The 13895-nt window shown below is 39.1% G+C and carries 15 protein-coding genes and 3 pseudogenes; 7 read left to right on the plus strand and 11 right to left on the minus strand.

The annotated features are described in order from the left end of the window. Position 1 precedes the first annotated feature (1 nt). The 5 genes and pseudogenes from AC623_RS08955 to AC623_RS21030 all read right to left on the minus strand — a co-directional run. A complete protein-coding gene (locus tag AC623_RS08955; RefSeq protein WP_049662130.1) occupies positions 2–1138 on the minus strand; it encodes a zinc-dependent alcohol dehydrogenase in 1137 nt (378 codons plus the stop codon). 18 nt (positions 1139–1156) lie between these two features. After that, on the minus strand, positions 1157–1525 hold the full coding sequence (locus AC623_RS08960; protein WP_049662131.1) for a spore coat protein: 369 nt from the start codon (positions 1523–1525) through the stop codon (positions 1157–1159). A 16-nt stretch (positions 1526–1541) separates the two neighbouring features. Then, entirely contained in the window at positions 1542–1787 is a 246-nt protein-coding gene (locus AC623_RS08965) for a hypothetical protein (RefSeq protein ID WP_049662132.1), read from the minus strand. Between the two features lie 447 nt (positions 1788–2234). After that, on the minus strand, positions 2235–2504 hold the full coding sequence (locus tag AC623_RS22285; protein ID WP_442853530.1) for a CBO0543 family protein: 270 nt from the start codon (positions 2502–2504) through the stop codon (positions 2235–2237). Further along, positions 2485–2712 (minus strand): annotated as a pseudogene (locus tag AC623_RS21030) (transposase); the annotation flags it as partial. The pseudogene AC623_RS21030 and the gene AC623_RS22285, both read right to left, overlap by 20 nt. A gap of 89 nt (positions 2713–2801) precedes the next feature. On the opposite strand from AC623_RS21030, the pseudogene AC623_RS08980 reads away from it, so the two are divergent. The 5 genes and pseudogenes from AC623_RS08980 to AC623_RS21435 form a co-directional block, all read left to right on the plus strand. Then, positions 2802–3089, plus strand: a pseudogene (locus tag AC623_RS08980) (IS6 family transposase); the annotation flags it as partial. Positions 3090–3127: 38 nt separating this feature from the next. Continuing rightward, the gene (locus tag AC623_RS22290; RefSeq protein WP_442853531.1) at positions 3128–3289 is read left to right on the plus strand and encodes a hypothetical protein; all 162 of its coding nucleotides are present in this window, start codon (positions 3128–3130) and stop codon (positions 3287–3289) included. Positions 3290–3646: 357 nt separating this feature from the next. Continuing rightward, positions 3647–4048, plus strand: a complete 402-nt coding sequence (locus AC623_RS08985; RefSeq protein ID WP_231603426.1) for a CcdC protein domain-containing protein — start codon at positions 3647–3649, stop codon at positions 4046–4048. Between the two features lie 186 nt (positions 4049–4234). After that, a protein-coding gene (locus AC623_RS08995; protein WP_156187015.1) for an IS3 family transposase occupies positions 4235–5385 on the plus strand; the annotation gives its coding sequence in 2 pieces (ribosomal slippage) (positions 4235–4472 and positions 4472–5385; 1152 coding nt in all). Between the two features lie 218 nt (positions 5386–5603). Next, a pseudogene (locus tag AC623_RS21435) lies at positions 5604–5788 on the plus strand (IS6 family transposase); the annotation flags it as partial. A gap of 15 nt (positions 5789–5803) precedes the next feature. On the opposite strand, the gene AC623_RS09000 reads toward AC623_RS21435, so the two are convergent. Together AC623_RS09000 and AC623_RS09005 are read right to left on the minus strand one after the other, a co-directional pair. Beyond that, positions 5804–7588: a hypothetical protein gene (locus tag AC623_RS09000; protein ID WP_049662138.1), complete on the minus strand. Its 1785-nt coding sequence runs from the start codon at positions 7586–7588 to the stop codon at positions 5804–5806. Next, positions 7588–8085, minus strand: coding sequence for an RNA polymerase sigma factor (locus AC623_RS09005; protein ID WP_049662139.1), 498 nt, complete (start codon positions 8083–8085; stop codon positions 7588–7590). The genes AC623_RS09000 and AC623_RS09005 overlap by 1 nt, the downstream gene beginning before the upstream one ends. Before the next feature lie 173 nt (positions 8086–8258). Between AC623_RS09005 and AC623_RS09010 the strand changes: the two genes are divergently transcribed. Beyond that, a complete protein-coding gene (locus AC623_RS09010) occupies positions 8259–8744 on the plus strand; it encodes a C40 family peptidase (RefSeq protein WP_053104106.1) in 486 nt (161 codons plus the stop codon). Between the two features lie 569 nt (positions 8745–9313). Continuing rightward, on the plus strand, positions 9314–10072 hold the full coding sequence (locus AC623_RS09015) for an IclR family transcriptional regulator (RefSeq protein WP_049662140.1): 759 nt from the start codon (positions 9314–9316) through the stop codon (positions 10070–10072). 53 nt (positions 10073–10125) lie between these two features. On the opposite strand, the gene accC is transcribed toward AC623_RS09015, so the two are convergent. The 4 genes from accC to pxpB are packed head-to-tail and all read right to left on the minus strand — an operon-like array spanning position 10126 to position 13694. Then, on the minus strand, positions 10126–11484 hold the full coding sequence (gene accC / locus AC623_RS09020) for an acetyl-CoA carboxylase biotin carboxylase subunit (RefSeq protein WP_049662141.1): 1359 nt from the start codon (positions 11482–11484) through the stop codon (positions 10126–10128). Between the two features lies 1 nt (position 11485). Continuing rightward, positions 11486–11950 (minus strand): acetyl-CoA carboxylase biotin carboxyl carrier protein, encoded by a 465-nt coding sequence (accB, locus tag AC623_RS09025; protein ID WP_049662142.1) that lies wholly within the window; start codon positions 11948–11950, stop codon positions 11486–11488. Between the two features lie 17 nt (positions 11951–11967). Continuing rightward, positions 11968–12960 carry a biotin-dependent carboxyltransferase family protein gene (locus tag AC623_RS09030; RefSeq protein ID WP_049662143.1) on the minus strand — a complete coding sequence of 331 codons (993 nt, stop codon included), beginning with the start codon at positions 12958–12960 and terminating at the stop codon, positions 11968–11970. After that, a complete protein-coding gene (gene pxpB, locus AC623_RS09035; RefSeq protein ID WP_049662144.1) occupies positions 12957–13694 on the minus strand; it encodes a 5-oxoprolinase subunit PxpB in 738 nt (245 codons plus the stop codon). Before pxpB ends, AC623_RS09030 begins: the two co-directional genes overlap by 4 nt. Positions 13695–13895 lie beyond the last annotated feature (201 nt).

The following is a 13895-nucleotide window of genomic DNA, read 5'->3' on the forward strand; positions in this document are numbered from 1 at the left end:
CTTAAGGTTTCAACACGACTTTAATACATTCATCCATTTTTGTATCAAAAATCTCATAGCCATGTTTTGCATCACTAAGAGGAAGTACATGACTTACTACATCGCCTGGGTCAATCTTACCAGTCGTTACCAATTCAAACATGTATGGCATATAGTGGATGACAGGGGCTTGACCGGAGCGGATATTAATATTTCGCTGCATAATATCTCCAAGAGGGAAACCATTATATCTGCCGCCGTAAACGCCTGTAACTTGAATTGTCCCGCCTTTACGCACTGCTTGTGAAGCCATTATAAACGCACTTAATGCTCCCCCTTGAAGCTTCATTCCGCTCGCAAGGAACTCCATATCAGTCATTTTACCGTCCATACCAACTGCATCAATGACAACATCAGCGCCGCCCTTCGTCATTTCTTTCAAATGCATTCCCACATTTTCAAAGTGTTCGAAATTTACAATTTCAACTTTGTTGGTACGTTTGGCGTGTTGTAAACGATAGTCTACATAATCTACGGCAATCACACGCTTTGCACCTTTTAACCAACAAAATTTTTGAGCAAAAAGACCAACTGGACCGCAGCCGAATACAATAACTGTATCTCCGGCCTTTACGCCTGCATTGTCAACACTCCAAAAACCCGTGGTCATCGCATCAGCAATAACTGATAACTTTTCATCAGGTTCTTCACAGGTCTCAGGGATTTTGAAATGAGTAAAGTTGGCAAACGGCACTCTCAAATATTCAGCTTGCCCGCCTGGATAACCGCCAGTTGTTCCCGAATATCCGAAATACGCTCCCATATCACCATTATCATTAGAATTATCACATTGGCTTTCCAAATGGTTTTTACAATAAATGCATTCCCCGCATGCTATATTAAAGGGAATAATTACTCGATCTCCCTTTTTTAGTTTAGTAACACCTGGACCAACTTCTTCGACGATTCCCACTGGTTCATGACCAATAACATAGTTTTCTTGCAGGTTAGGAATCATTCCATGGATTAAATGTAAATCAGACCCACATATAGCTGTACTCGTCACTTTAATAATCATGTCATCTGGTTTTTCAATCTTTGGATCTGGGACGTCTTTGACTACAACATTTTTAATACCTTGATACGTTACTGCCTTCATTGGTTACAGCCTCCAGTGTTAGTGATCATCAGGTGTCTGGTCAAACATACCTTTTCTATTGGTCTCAACAGGAAATAGATTCATTTTGCCAATCATCAATGTATTGTTGGCAGAGAGTTGATCTAGTTTATACTGTTCACTTAGTTCGTATGGATGGAACCATTTTTTATTAATCATTAGTTCTGTAATTTCTTGGTGCATGGCAATCCCTTGCATTAACTGGTTTCGCAAGAGGGTTCTAACATCAGGTGATGCGGACTCCGTTAATGCTACAGCAATATTGCGGACACCTTCTTTGGCACGAAGAAGTAAATCCATCGCAAATGTGGTATCTGCTAGCTCTGGTACGTGTAGCGAGTTTATAGGGTCTAAATAATCATTATTCAATGAATTTGCCTCCTTTTCAATTTACTATTGGTGTTGGCCGGTTTTGAGGAACAGGAGCTTCAAAAGGTGCGCGTTGATAAACTGCCTGTAATTCTCCAAGCGCTTGAATGGATTGTTCAACATCTTTTTGCATTAATGATCTTAAATCATTATCAAATACCAGTCCTTGCATTAGTTTTGATTTCGCTAAGCAAAGGGTTTTAAAATTAATAATTTCGTGTAAATCCAATGACTCATGATCAGCTAATTTTTGATTATCCATTTCTAATTAACCTCCTTAATCGTTAATACAATCAATTGTATTGTTCCAAAAATAGGAGGGGAATATTCTTTAATGTTTTTTTAAATGGTTGGAATATTCATAAAGTGGGGGGATACATTTATTGTGATGGTTGAGGATGATTGCTGCGGCGTTTTTTCTTATAGCTAAAAAAATGTTCAACTGGAAATATCCGGTTGAACTTATAATATGAAAGGAAGAAGAAATGCCTTCTCCTTTTTACTCTTACTGTTGATTAAGAACCTCCATCTAAGAAAAATCGTATTTATTATTGAAGAGACTACTTATAACAGACATTGAAAATCTGACCAATAAAAGGGGAAAAGAAATCGAATAAAAAGTGGTTTTCCAATCCCACCCCTTTTTATATTTAACAAGCTGTGTGTTTTTTTCTAGCCATAGCTCAGTAATAGTCATCGGTACACTGGATTACAGAACTTTTAAAAGGCACTGAAGGATGTGAGAATCCTTAATCAGTTGATTATAAAAGACACAAGAAATTGGGAATAGTATATAATCAAACACCACACTTGTTTTAACTTGTTTTGGAACTCGGGAGGGATATTTAACATAATCTTTATTTACAACCAGTTTATCGGCCAATAATGCATAATAACTTTTTATAAAGAAAACAAAGAGCCAGTCCTTTTGATCTGAACCCAAAAAGTTAAACACGAATTTAGGCAGCTTCCTGAGCATGAGTCCGATATTGAATCGGACTCATGCCTTTTAATTTTGCCTTAATTCGTTTGTGATTGTAATAATGTATATACTTTTCTAATTCAAGTTTAAAATGCTCCACGCTCTCAAACTCCTTGAGGTAAAGCAATTCAGACTTTAATAAACCAAAGAAATTCTCCATAACTGCGTTATCTAAACAATTGCCCTTCCGGGACATACTTTGGGTTCTGGTACAAAAACTTCAAAACAATTGCAGGTAATCTCTAAATCTTGGACATGCTGATACTATTACTCTAAAAAAGGTGAATGATCAGTATTAAAAAGCAACATTTATTCAAGTGGAAACATTATCATCATGATATTATTTTACAAACAGTAAGATGGTACCTATGGTACAACTTGAGCTTTCGTCATTTAGTGGAGATAATGGAAGAACGTGGCTTATCGATGGTCCACACAACGATTATGCGTTCGGTTCATCAATATGGACCGGAATTAGATGAAAGAGTACGACGTCATCTTAAGCCAACAACTGACTACCGGAGAATCGATGAAACATATATCAAAGTAAAAGGTCAATGGATGTATCTGTATAGAGAGATTACTATATCGAAGAAGAAATCGTCCCGGTGATTCGGGAGATGGTCGATGGAGTAGTTATGCGATTGCGTGTGAATAACGTAGCCGCGGGTAAAGTGGCATTAGGCCTCGCGTATTCAAAAAATATAGAAGAAAAGGGATTTAAGAATCAAAGATTATTACATAAAAGAACAAACAGCACAAAAAAACTGACGGTTTGTTAAGTAACAATAAAGTTGTTTAAAAATACTTCTTTAACTAACGGGGCAAGATAGATTAATAAGGAAATGTACAAAGGGGTATAGATGGAAAGAGGATTTATACCCTTGTTCATTGAATATTTAGTATGTAGATCAAAAATCTAATGAGAAGAATAGACTAAATTAATGGGAGTATTTAAAGGAAGATTACTTTAAGTTCTATTAAGTTCTGTAAATTTATAAGATAGTCTTAATTATCAATTTAGATGTTCGATTACAATTGAAGTAGACGAGATGGAGTGAATAATAAACATGCAATATGGAATGTACGCAATTTCACTTGTTATTTTTGGATTGATACTTTGGAGGCGAACAAGAGCGATGGTCCGCCCGATTAAAGGTTCTGGTTTGCGAATTTTGTTACCAATGCTTTATATGTCACCTGCCTTCTCTGTGGTGATACAACCTTCTGTACACATGACTTCAATAGAAATTGTGGTTTCTGTGATATTTGGTATAATCCTATCTGCTCCATTGATTTATACAACTGGTTATGAGATTCGAGAGGATGGGAAAATATATGCAAAAAAGAGCATTGGTTTTGTGATTGCTTTAATCTCAGTATTTATTATCCGACGATTAGTTAATTACTTTTTACCAGGCATTGATGTTTTGACGTTAAATGCTCTATCTATCATTTCCCTGTTTGTGTATGTTGGGTTATGGAGAATCATAAGTTACACGAAATTCAAAAAGGTATATAACACACATGTAGCTATGTAAGACTTCGGAGTAATCATTAAATTCCAAATTACTATGAATGATAAAAATTTGTTACTTAATTAAAGGGTATTTTTGTTTAGTAAGAAAAGTTAGAGTCAACAGTAGACTGCTGGCTTGGAGTTAGTATAGTTTCATGGACACAGTTTAATTAAGTCCTTACAATTATTTTGAGAGGATGTGTCCGAATTGGAACGTAAGCCTGCAGGTAAAAAATATAATGATGACTTTAAGAAAACAATTGTGGATTTATATCATTCCGGTAGCTCAGTTAAAGAATTAAGCAGCGAATATGGCGTATCAGAAGTAACGATTTATAAATGGGTGAAAGACTTTACCCCCATCAGTTCGGAGAAAGAGGCCCTAACACCGAAAGAGTTAGCGGATATTCAGAAAGAAAACCTTCGGTTAAAACAGGAAGTAGAAATCTTAAAAAAGGCTATGGCCATATTCGCGAAAAAGTAACCGAAGCAGAGCTTAACGATTTTATCGAGGAACACAAAGATCAATATCCTATCCAGAAAATGTGCGAAGTGCTGGCCGTGCCAAGAAGCAGCTACTATGATTCCCTTGAAAAAACAACTTCAAAGCGTGCAATAGAAAACCGGGAACTCACGAAGGAAATCCGACGGATTCACCTGGAAAGTAAGGCTCGTTATGGCGCTCCAAAAATTCATAAAACCTTATTAAACAGAGGGTTTTTCCTAAGCCTAAAGCGCGTCCAGCGCCTAATGAAAAAGGCCGGCATCCGTTCGATTACCAAGAAGAAGTATCGTCCCTATCCCTCAAAGGAAAAGGTCGTGCAGCTGGACAACCTTTTAAAGCGAGACTTCTCTACCTGCACAATCAATGAAAAATGGGTGGCGGATATTACCTATATCCCTACGGTAAGAGATGGCTGGTGCTATTTGGCCTCTGTATTGGATCTGCATTCGAAAAAAATCGTTGGCTATTCTTTTTCTCGTTCTATGACATCCGACTTGGTGATCGAAGCACTTCAAAGTGCCTGTTTTTCTCAAAAGCCCCGAAAGGGCTTAATTCTTCATACCGATCTTGGCTCACAATATACCAGCAGTGAGTTTACTCAGCATGTTCAAAAACAAGGAATCAAGCAATCTTTCAGCCAGAAAGGCTGTCCTTATGATAATGCCTGTATAGAGTCATTTCACGCTATATTAAAGAAAGAAGAAGTTTATCATACGCAATACACGGACTATCTAGCTGCAAAGCTGGCCATATTTCAGTTTATAGAAGGCTGGTATAACCGAAAGAGAATTCACAGCAGTATTGACTATCAAACACCTCAAGCCATTGAGGATCAAACTAGAAGAACAGCTTAAGACTTAACCTTTTTGTGTCCAAATTATTGACTCAAGTCCAGGGGACCATAACATCGATTGTAAAAATAATAGTTTTAGATCAATGAAATTAATTTAACCTCGTTAAGGTTTTATAAGGCGAATACTAAAGTAAGAAAGTACAAACTCATTTTTAAGAGAAGCGTCGGAGACCAAATCAATGTCTTTGACGCTTCAGTTATCAAGGATTCTTCTGCAAAGGCATCCAAATAAGGCAAGTAAAATATCTAAACAACCTCATAGAACAAGATTATCGGTTCGTTAAAAGGTGAGTCCTTCCTATGTTAGGGTCCAAGTCCTTTGGAATAACTACATCATTCTTTCAGGAGAAGAAACCATGCATAGGAGCAAAAAAGAACAGATTGCAAAAAAATTGTCAAACTGACTGAAGGTACTTTGATTAAAAACTTTTCGAAGACAGCATGGCCTGATCCCCGTGGTACCGTTCAAACAGAAAGCGATCTCCTTGCCAAAACAGGGAATGGGACTGATCAAGCTGGGCCACTCGTTTGCCTTTTTTTAGATCATACAGAAGGACAGTCGTTTGAGGCTCATTTTCAGCAAATAGATCGAGCGCAAGATAACGTCCATCCGGGCTGGCGGTCATTCCTTCAATGCCAATTCCCTTCTGCCCGCCGATCGAATCAATCCGGTCAATAAAAGCAAACTGTCGGCTCTTCGGGTTATACGTCCAGATGGTCACGCCTGCTTTTTCCGTCATTTCTTGAACACTGAATACAATTTGTTCATTTGTTTGATTCCAGAGGAGTGAACCGAGCCGAATCGCATTGGTCTTTATTTTCTGCTTCGGCACATCTTCCAGTGAAAATAGGTGTTCCTGCTTTTGCCCCTGGATGAGCTGAAGGTCTTTCATCTCATCGAGCGCTGTGAATTCTTTTACCCCCATTTCCGCTGCACGGTGAATACTATAGCCGTTTTCACCATGCTTCAACTCGAATTCATAGGCGGTGATGCTATAATACGGCCGGGCCGTATCTTCACGGTACAATTCCGCTTGAATGAAAACTGCCTCGTCCCGTTTTTCCGTTTTGAGAATGCGGTAACCGGTTTGATGCGGGTTCGAATAGGTTAAAAATTCCGGCGGGTTCTCCATTAAGCTTCTGGCATAATCATCGTCTCTGACGATGAGTGCCTGCAAATATCTTTCCACTGTCTGTTCAGCAGAGAGAGAATCATGGGCCAGTTCAATTCTCATGATTTGTACCTGTTTGCTTTCTTTATCCAGCGTCCGTTTCTTCATGACGTAAAGCTGGTGCTTCCCAGAGTCCCATACTGGTGAACTGTACTGATATACACCTGTTTGTTTATTGTCAGCTTTTACAGAAGGGTTGGCGGTTACTTTCTTTTTTGTTTTTAAATCTGCATCGGTAATCCAGACGTCATCAATCCCATTTTCTTCTTTTACGTAGGAGAGATAGCGGCCATCCATTGATACCGATGGATCAGTTCCATGATCTATTGGCTGCTGTTTGTTCGTTTGCAAATCCTGCATGATAATGGCACCGGCTTTTTCATATACAAGCTGGTCGGCTTGCCGCATCAACACTGGTTTGGAACCGTCTGCCACTACAGTTTCTTTTTTTGTTTTTAAGGAAATTTGGACAATCTGCTCCCGGTCTTCCTCTTGTTTTACTGCATACAGTTCACTGTCATTTTTCCAGACAGGCTGATCATAGTGGATGTGAGTAGAGCCTTTTACAATAATTTTTTCTCTTTTCATTTTGATATTCAACTGCACGATATTGCCGTTCACGGAATATAGCAGCGTTTTTCCGTCAGCATCAAAGTGAAGCGTGCTGGCTTCAGATCCTCCCAGTTTTTGAAGACCAGTTTCTTTGTATAAAAAGATGCCTTCTCCTTTTATGGATACGTACAGCTGGCCGTGATCATGGGCTACAGCAGTAATGTCTCCTCTGCCAATATCAAAAAACGATACAGCATTTGTTACATTCAATTCTTGCGCCGTGACATGCTCTATCTGCTGTTGGTTAAATAAAACTCCCAAGAGTAGGACGGCAGCTGCCCCGGCATACAGCCAAGGCTTTTTCCAAACGGGCCTTCGCTTTTTAATGAGCGATTTTCGAAGACTTGTTTTTAACTCCTCATTCACCGGTATTTTATTCCGTGCTTCCTTAAGAAGGCGTTCTACCTGTTCGTTTTCCATCATGCTTCCCCCAGACATTTTTTTATAAGAAGACCGATTTTTTTGGTAATGCGTCCAGTTTTCACGCGGATCGAATTATCCGGCTTTTGCAGTACAGCTGCAATCTCTTTAAAGCGCATATCTGCAAAATAGCGCAGGTTGACGATGTCCATTTCTTCCCTTGGCAAATGCTGCAGGGATTTTTTTAAGCAGTTCAGTTCATCGACTTGCTCAAGCGGATCGTCAAACGGAATTGGCGCAGTATACAACTCAATGTCTTCACCGACCAACACATTTTTCTTTTTTCGATAATAATCAATGACCGTGTTTCGGGCGATGGTCATCAGCCATGCCTTATGGTTTGTTTCTTCCTGCAAAGAATCGAACCTTTCATATGCTTTGCGGAATGCTTCGCTTACGATGTCTTCCGTATCCCACTTGTTTCCGGTTTTTACATAAATATATCGATACATGTCATCAAAATATTGATCATACATAACCGCAAATTGATCAGCCACTCATAACTCTCCCCCCGGCTCCTTCTTTCTCTTCCATTTCATAAAACGAATCAGCGGCAAAAATGTAACTAAAAAAAGAAAACAATTTTTTTGAAAACCGATGTTACGTTTTCCAAGATGGAACGTTTATGTAGATGTAGCAAGTATAACTATTTTAAAGGAGTCGATTCTCGATGAAGAAAACAAAAAAAGTATTTATATCCACTGTTCTCGCTGCCTCTGTTGCTTTTGGCGCCATTCCTGTAGCTGCTGAAACGATTCAGACGGCTGCTGTCTCTCAGAGCCAGGAAACAAAGGTCATTACGTACGCTAAGAGCTTACTCGGTGTTCCATATAAAGCGAACGGTACAACAGTGAAAGGATTTGATGCATCCGGATACGTGCAGCACGTATATAAAAAGTTCGGTGTCAAACTGCCGCGCACCAGCAAAGATATGTTTAAAGCTGGTGTCAAAACGACTTCACTGCAGCCAGGAGATCTAGTGTTTTACGATACAAAAAACAAAACAAAAAAGGAGGTCAGTTTTGTTGGCCTTTACCTTGGAAACCAAAAGTTTATTGCTGTAACGGTGAAAAAAGGGGTCTCTATCCAAAACATGAATGACTCGTATTGGAAATCAAAATACATGGGGGCTAAAAAAGTATCAACTAAAAAGTAAACACACTGCTATAGTTTAAGGTATATCGTTGTCACGGTGGCTCCCTTTATCCTTTTTTCTTCCAACTGAAAATGCAATTAAACTTCTTCCTTTGTTCATTGGCGATCTCCTCACTTTATTTATAGGAGAGTTTCATAGAGAAATTCAATTCCCCTACATCCTCTAGATGTAGGGGAATTGAATTTTTAGATTCGGCAGTAGTGACTCCAAATAGTGGATGAATGAACTTCACTTGATATTGCCCAGAGTGACGGTCGGACCAAACATTTAGACTAGAAGAAGGAGCGGCAAGTGGACGGTTTCTCATCTTTTTGAACCGCAGACTCTGTGAATCATACTGATAGGTAAAAGTAAGATATTTTCAGTTTGTAAGAAGGGAATTGGGGTCTGCGGGCTCTAATCCCTTTTTCGATTTTTAGGAATAATCTCTCTTATAATCTAGAGTAGACCCTCTTTTAAAAGTTTAATATTTATTATAATATTAAGCCATATTTAACATCCCAGGCTGTTGGCAAACGTTTTTAATTATCAAATGCGTAAAGTGGATATCGACATAAAGGAGCAAAGAAATGTATAACAAAAATAAAACGGTTGTCCGTTCCATGGATATTTTAAATTTATTTATCGATCATGCTCAATTAACTTTCCAAGAAATCATTGATTTGTCCGGCATTCCTAAAACATCTGTTTACCGCATGCTAACGTCTTTAGAAGAGATGGGATTTCTAGAAAAGGGGGCAGATTCCAAGTATCGGTTAGGTCTGTTATTTCTTACTTTTGGTCATCTCGTTTCTTCCCGGCTTGATATTCGACAAATTGCTTATCCTATTATGCAAGAGCTGCACAATGACGTAGGTGAAGCGGTTAATCTAATTGTGAAGCAAGATCATGAAGCCATGTATATTGAAAAAATTGATACGAACCAAAAAGTTCGCTTATATACGGCAATCGGTAGAAGAAGTCCGTTATACGCTGGCGCTTGTTCACGAGTTATTTTATCTTTTTTATCCAATATAGAAATTGATCAGTATATTGAATCAACTGAATTAAAGCCTTTTGCAATGGGAACGATCACGGATAAGAAACGTCTGTATGAGACCATTAGACAAGCTCAAAAAGAGGGTTATACGATTAGTCACTCGGAGTTAGAAAATCATACATCTGCCATTGCTGCTCCTATCTTTGATCATAAAGGTGACGTTGTTGCAGGAATTAGTATTGCTGGGATTGAAGCGAATTATCAAAATGAAAATATACCTGTTTTTGTAGAAAAAGCAAAGCGGGCAGCCGAACAAATTTCTGAGCGGCTAGGATATATGAAAAGATAAAAAACATCCTCTATTTACTCCTAAAAAACAAGTGAATAGAGGATGTTTTCCATTTATTTTTCTGTTATCTCTAAACTATGTGTTTCGAGAAAGTTCGTATTAAAGTCTCCGCCTAAAAATACTTCATTTTGTAGAAGGGCTTTATGGAAAGGAATCGTTGTTGAAACGCCTTCTACAACAAACTCGTCTAAGGCACGAATCATTCTTGCAATGGCTTCGTCTCTTGTGCGGCCATGTACAATTAATTTTGCCACCATGGAATCATAAAATGGCGGGATCTTGTACCCTGCATATACCGCAGAGTCGATTCGGACCCCAAACCCGCCAGGTAAAATATATTTTTTTACTTCTCCTGGTGAAGGCATAAAGTTTTTGGCTGGGTTTTCAGCATTGATCCGACATTCAATGGACCAGCCAGTCATCGTTATCTCTTCTTGTTTGAACTGCAATGAATATCCGGAAGCTGCTCGAATCTGTTCTTTAATCAAATCGACTCCAGTAACCATTTCAGTAACAGGGTGTTCTACTTGAATGCGGGTATTCATTTCCATGAAATAAAAGGTGTCTTCTTTGTGATCGTAGATAAACTCGACAGTACCAGCGCCGACATAATCAACGGCTTTTGCCGCCAAAACAGCCGCTTTCCCCATTTTTTTCCGGGTTTCGGCTGAAATAGCGGGCGATGGTGTTTCTTCTACTAGTTTTTGCATTCTCCGTTGAATGGTACAATCGCGTTCGCCTAGATGGATCACGTTTCCATGTGTATCTGCCATAATTTGAACTTCTACATGGCGGAAGTCTTGGATGAATTTCTCTAAATAAACGCCTGGATTCCCAAAGGCAGTTTCCGCTTCCTGTTGTGTGACTTCGATTCCTTTTTTTAATTCCTCTTGGTCGTGTGCCACGCGTATTCCTTTTCCGCCACCGCCGGCTGTTGCTTTAATGATCACTGGAAAGCCTATTTGTTCGGCCACTTGTAAGCCTTCTTCATAATCATGTATGATTCCATCTGAACCAGGGACGATCGGAACACCGGCTTCTTTCATTGTTTCTCTAGCTACATCTTTGATTCCCATTTTTTGAATCGATTCTGGGGAAGGGCCAATAAATGTGATGTGGCAGTCCCGACATAATTCAGCGAAACCTGCGTTTTCAGCTAGGAATCCGTAGCCGGGATGGATGCCATCGACGCCCGTGATCGTGGCAACACTGATAATATTAACGATGTTAAGATAACTTTCTTTGGATGGAGCCTTGCCTATACAATAAGCTTCATCTGCCAGTTTGACATGAAGGGCCTCTCTATCGGCCTCCGAATAGACAGCCACTGTTTGTATCTCCATTTCTTTGCAGGCTCTAATAATTCGAACAGCTATTTCTCCGCGATTGGCGATCAATATTTTCCTTAGCATATTAGTCACTCACCTTTATCACAAATAAAGGTTGACCAAATTCAATGATTTGCCCATCTTCAGCTAAGATTTCTACTATTTCTCCGTTCACATCTGATGCCACTTCATTAAATAATTTCATCGCTTCTAACACGCAAACGGGTTGGTTTTTTTTGATCTTTGATCCTAACTGAACAAAAGGTACTGTATCCGGATTTGAACGTGAATAAAATGTTCCAACCATAGGCGCCTTAATTTGATGAAGGTCGTTATCTTCATTTAACGAAAGCTGTTCGGAAGCCGTCGTCATTTCATCTCTTGTCATTGTTTGGCCTTTTGAAGACCCTTGTCCTTCCATATTTATTTTCACATTTGCTGCATTGTGCTTTTGGAAATATAATTTGAGATCCTTATCTTCTAATTGAAGGACATCAATAGAAGACTGCTCAATATAGTCAATTAGTTCTTTGAATTCGTTTACTTTCATTATGTCATTTCCTCTCATCAGTAAAGTTCTTTAAAACGAATGCCTATTTTTATTTCATTGATGATTTGTTCTTTCTTTAATAATTCCATCTCTGCTTCTTCAAGTGAAACTTCTTTGAAGTATATTTTGGCAGTCGGCTGTAACTGCGCCATGCTCGGTAAATCAGCAGAAATAATTTGGCCGATTTTTGGATAGCCGCCTGTTGTTTGACGGTCTGCCATCAAAATAATGGGCTGTCCGTTTGGCGGTACTTGAATCGTACCCTGTGTAACACCTTCAGACAGCATTTCAAATTCTTTTGCTAAAGAGAGTGGGGGACCTTCCATTCGGTATCCCATCCGATCGGCTTGAGTCGTTAACGTATACGGTTCGTTAAAAAGGTTTTTTTTACTTGCTTCATCAAATCGATCAAACTCAGTGCCTCTTATCACACGAATCGTTTGTGTTTGTTGTAAATTGATCAGTGCATCATAATTAACTGCCCACGTAAAATCCTCATTACTCTCCTCTAACTTGTGAAATAAGGATGTGCTGAATTCATTCATTTCACCGAATTCAAGAACATCCTCTTTTTGCAAAGCTCTGCCTTTAAATCCGCCGATTTCTGCACGAAGGTATGTGCTTTTGCTTCCCATTACTTCTGGAACTGCTATCCCTCCGGCGAAAGCGATATAGGCCCGGCAGCCTTTTAATGGTGATTGAAACTGTAATACAGAGCCTTTTCTCACTAATATAGGTCGCCATGTTGATGCTTTTTCATCATCAATCGTTGCAAGTAAATCACCGCCAGTTATAGCTATTAACGCATCTTTCTCAAATTGAAGGGATGTACCTAATAATGTAATTTCTAAAGCGCCTTCATTTTCGGGATTTCCTACTAGTAAATTTGCTACTCTAAGCGAATATTTATCCATTGCGCCGCTAACAATGACACCATATTTTTGCGAATCGTATCTGCCTAAGTCTTGTACACTTGTTAACAGTCCTTGATTAAGCACTTTTACAGTCATTTCTTCTTCTCCTTATACGCTTGATATTCTTCAGGAGAAATCTGGACAAATTTAATTTTGTCGCCAGCCTGCAGCAAGGTCGGCGGCGTAAGGTCCGGCCGAAATAAATCCAGCGGAGTACGCCCAATAATCTGCCAGCCTCCAGGCGTTTCTACTGGATACACACCTGTTTGTTTGCCGGCTATTCCGACTGAACCGGGCGCAATGGCTAACCTCGGAGTTTCTCTGCGGGGCGTGGCAATTCTTTCATCCATTCCTCCTAAGAAGGGAAATCCTGGAGCAAATCCTAACATGTAAACTAAACAATCGCTTTGAGTATGTAGGCGAATGACTTCTTCGGCTGATATTTGATGATACGACGCTACATAATCCAAATCAGGGCCATATTCTCTGCCATATAGGACAGGAATCTCAACTACTCTTGCCTCCAAGCTTTGCGTTTCATCAACATACTGAACCAATTCACTCACTTTCGCGCGAACTATTTGGAAAGGAGTAAGAGGGGAATAATTATTCCTTTGTGTACGATATACAACTACCGGATTGTAATGGACAGTAATATTGTTAAAAGCCGGTACAGACTCAATAAAACCATCAAATGGATGAGTATTTAACAATTTGGACAATGCTTGAACTTTTTGATGAATAGATGGGCTTATACCTTCGCCAAGCTGTACAATGAGGGCAGAATCCCCTAAAGGTTTCATAATGGCTTCAGTGAAACAATCACTCATGACAACACCTCTTTTGGTTTCAAAATTCGGTACTAATGTTCTTAAAAACGGATAACTAAATTATAATTATCGAAAAATAAAAAAACAAGTATATAAGTTTAGTATTTTCAGCCAATTTGCAATAGTGTCTATTCAGACATTTTTTTTTATGCTAAAATGAATTTGCATTTCAAAACTAATGTTCCTAATTTCGGAACAACG

It is taken from the genome of Bacillus sp. FJAT-27231, assembly GCF_001183975.1.
Classification (GTDB): Bacteria; Bacillota; Bacilli; order Bacillales; family Domibacillaceae; genus Pseudobacillus; species Pseudobacillus wudalianchiensis.

Bases quoted from the DNA above. Each gene is read 5' to 3' on its own strand.
- AC623_RS09030 (WP_049662143.1), bottom strand. From the start codon at position 12,960: ATGACTGTAAAAGTGCTTAATCAAGGACTGTTAACAAGTGTACAAGAC.
- AC623_RS09015 (WP_049662140.1), top strand. From the start codon at position 9,314: ATGTATAACAAAAATAAAACGGTTGTCCGTTCCATGGATATTTTAAAT.
- AC623_RS08955 (WP_049662130.1), bottom strand. From the start codon at position 1,138: ATGAAGGCAGTAACGTATCAAGGTATTAAAAATGTTGTAGTCAAAGAC.
- pxpB (WP_049662144.1), bottom strand. From the start codon at position 13,694: ATGAGTGATTGTTTCACTGAAGCCATTATGAAACCTTTAGGGGATTCT.
- AC623_RS22285 (WP_442853530.1), bottom strand. From the start codon at position 2,504: ATGCTCAGGAAGCTGCCTAAATTCGTGTTTAACTTTTTGGGTTCAGAT.
- accC (WP_049662141.1), bottom strand. From the start codon at position 11,484: ATGCTAAGGAAAATATTGATCGCCAATCGCGGAGAAATAGCTGTTCGA.
- AC623_RS08985 (WP_231603426.1), top strand. From the start codon at position 3,647: ATGGTCCGCCCGATTAAAGGTTCTGGTTTGCGAATTTTGTTACCAATG.
- AC623_RS22290 (WP_442853531.1), top strand. From the start codon at position 3,128: ATGGTCGATGGAGTAGTTATGCGATTGCGTGTGAATAACGTAGCCGCG.
- AC623_RS08965 (WP_049662132.1), bottom strand. From the start codon at position 1,787: ATGGATAATCAAAAATTAGCTGATCATGAGTCATTGGATTTACACGAA.
- AC623_RS09000 (WP_049662138.1), bottom strand. From the start codon at position 7,588: ATGGAAAACGAACAGGTAGAACGCCTTCTTAAGGAAGCACGGAATAAA.
- accB (WP_049662142.1), bottom strand. From the start codon at position 11,950: ATGAAAGTAAACGAATTCAAAGAACTAATTGACTATATTGAGCAGTCT.
- AC623_RS09010 (WP_053104106.1), top strand. From the start codon at position 8,259: ATGAAGAAAACAAAAAAAGTATTTATATCCACTGTTCTCGCTGCCTCT.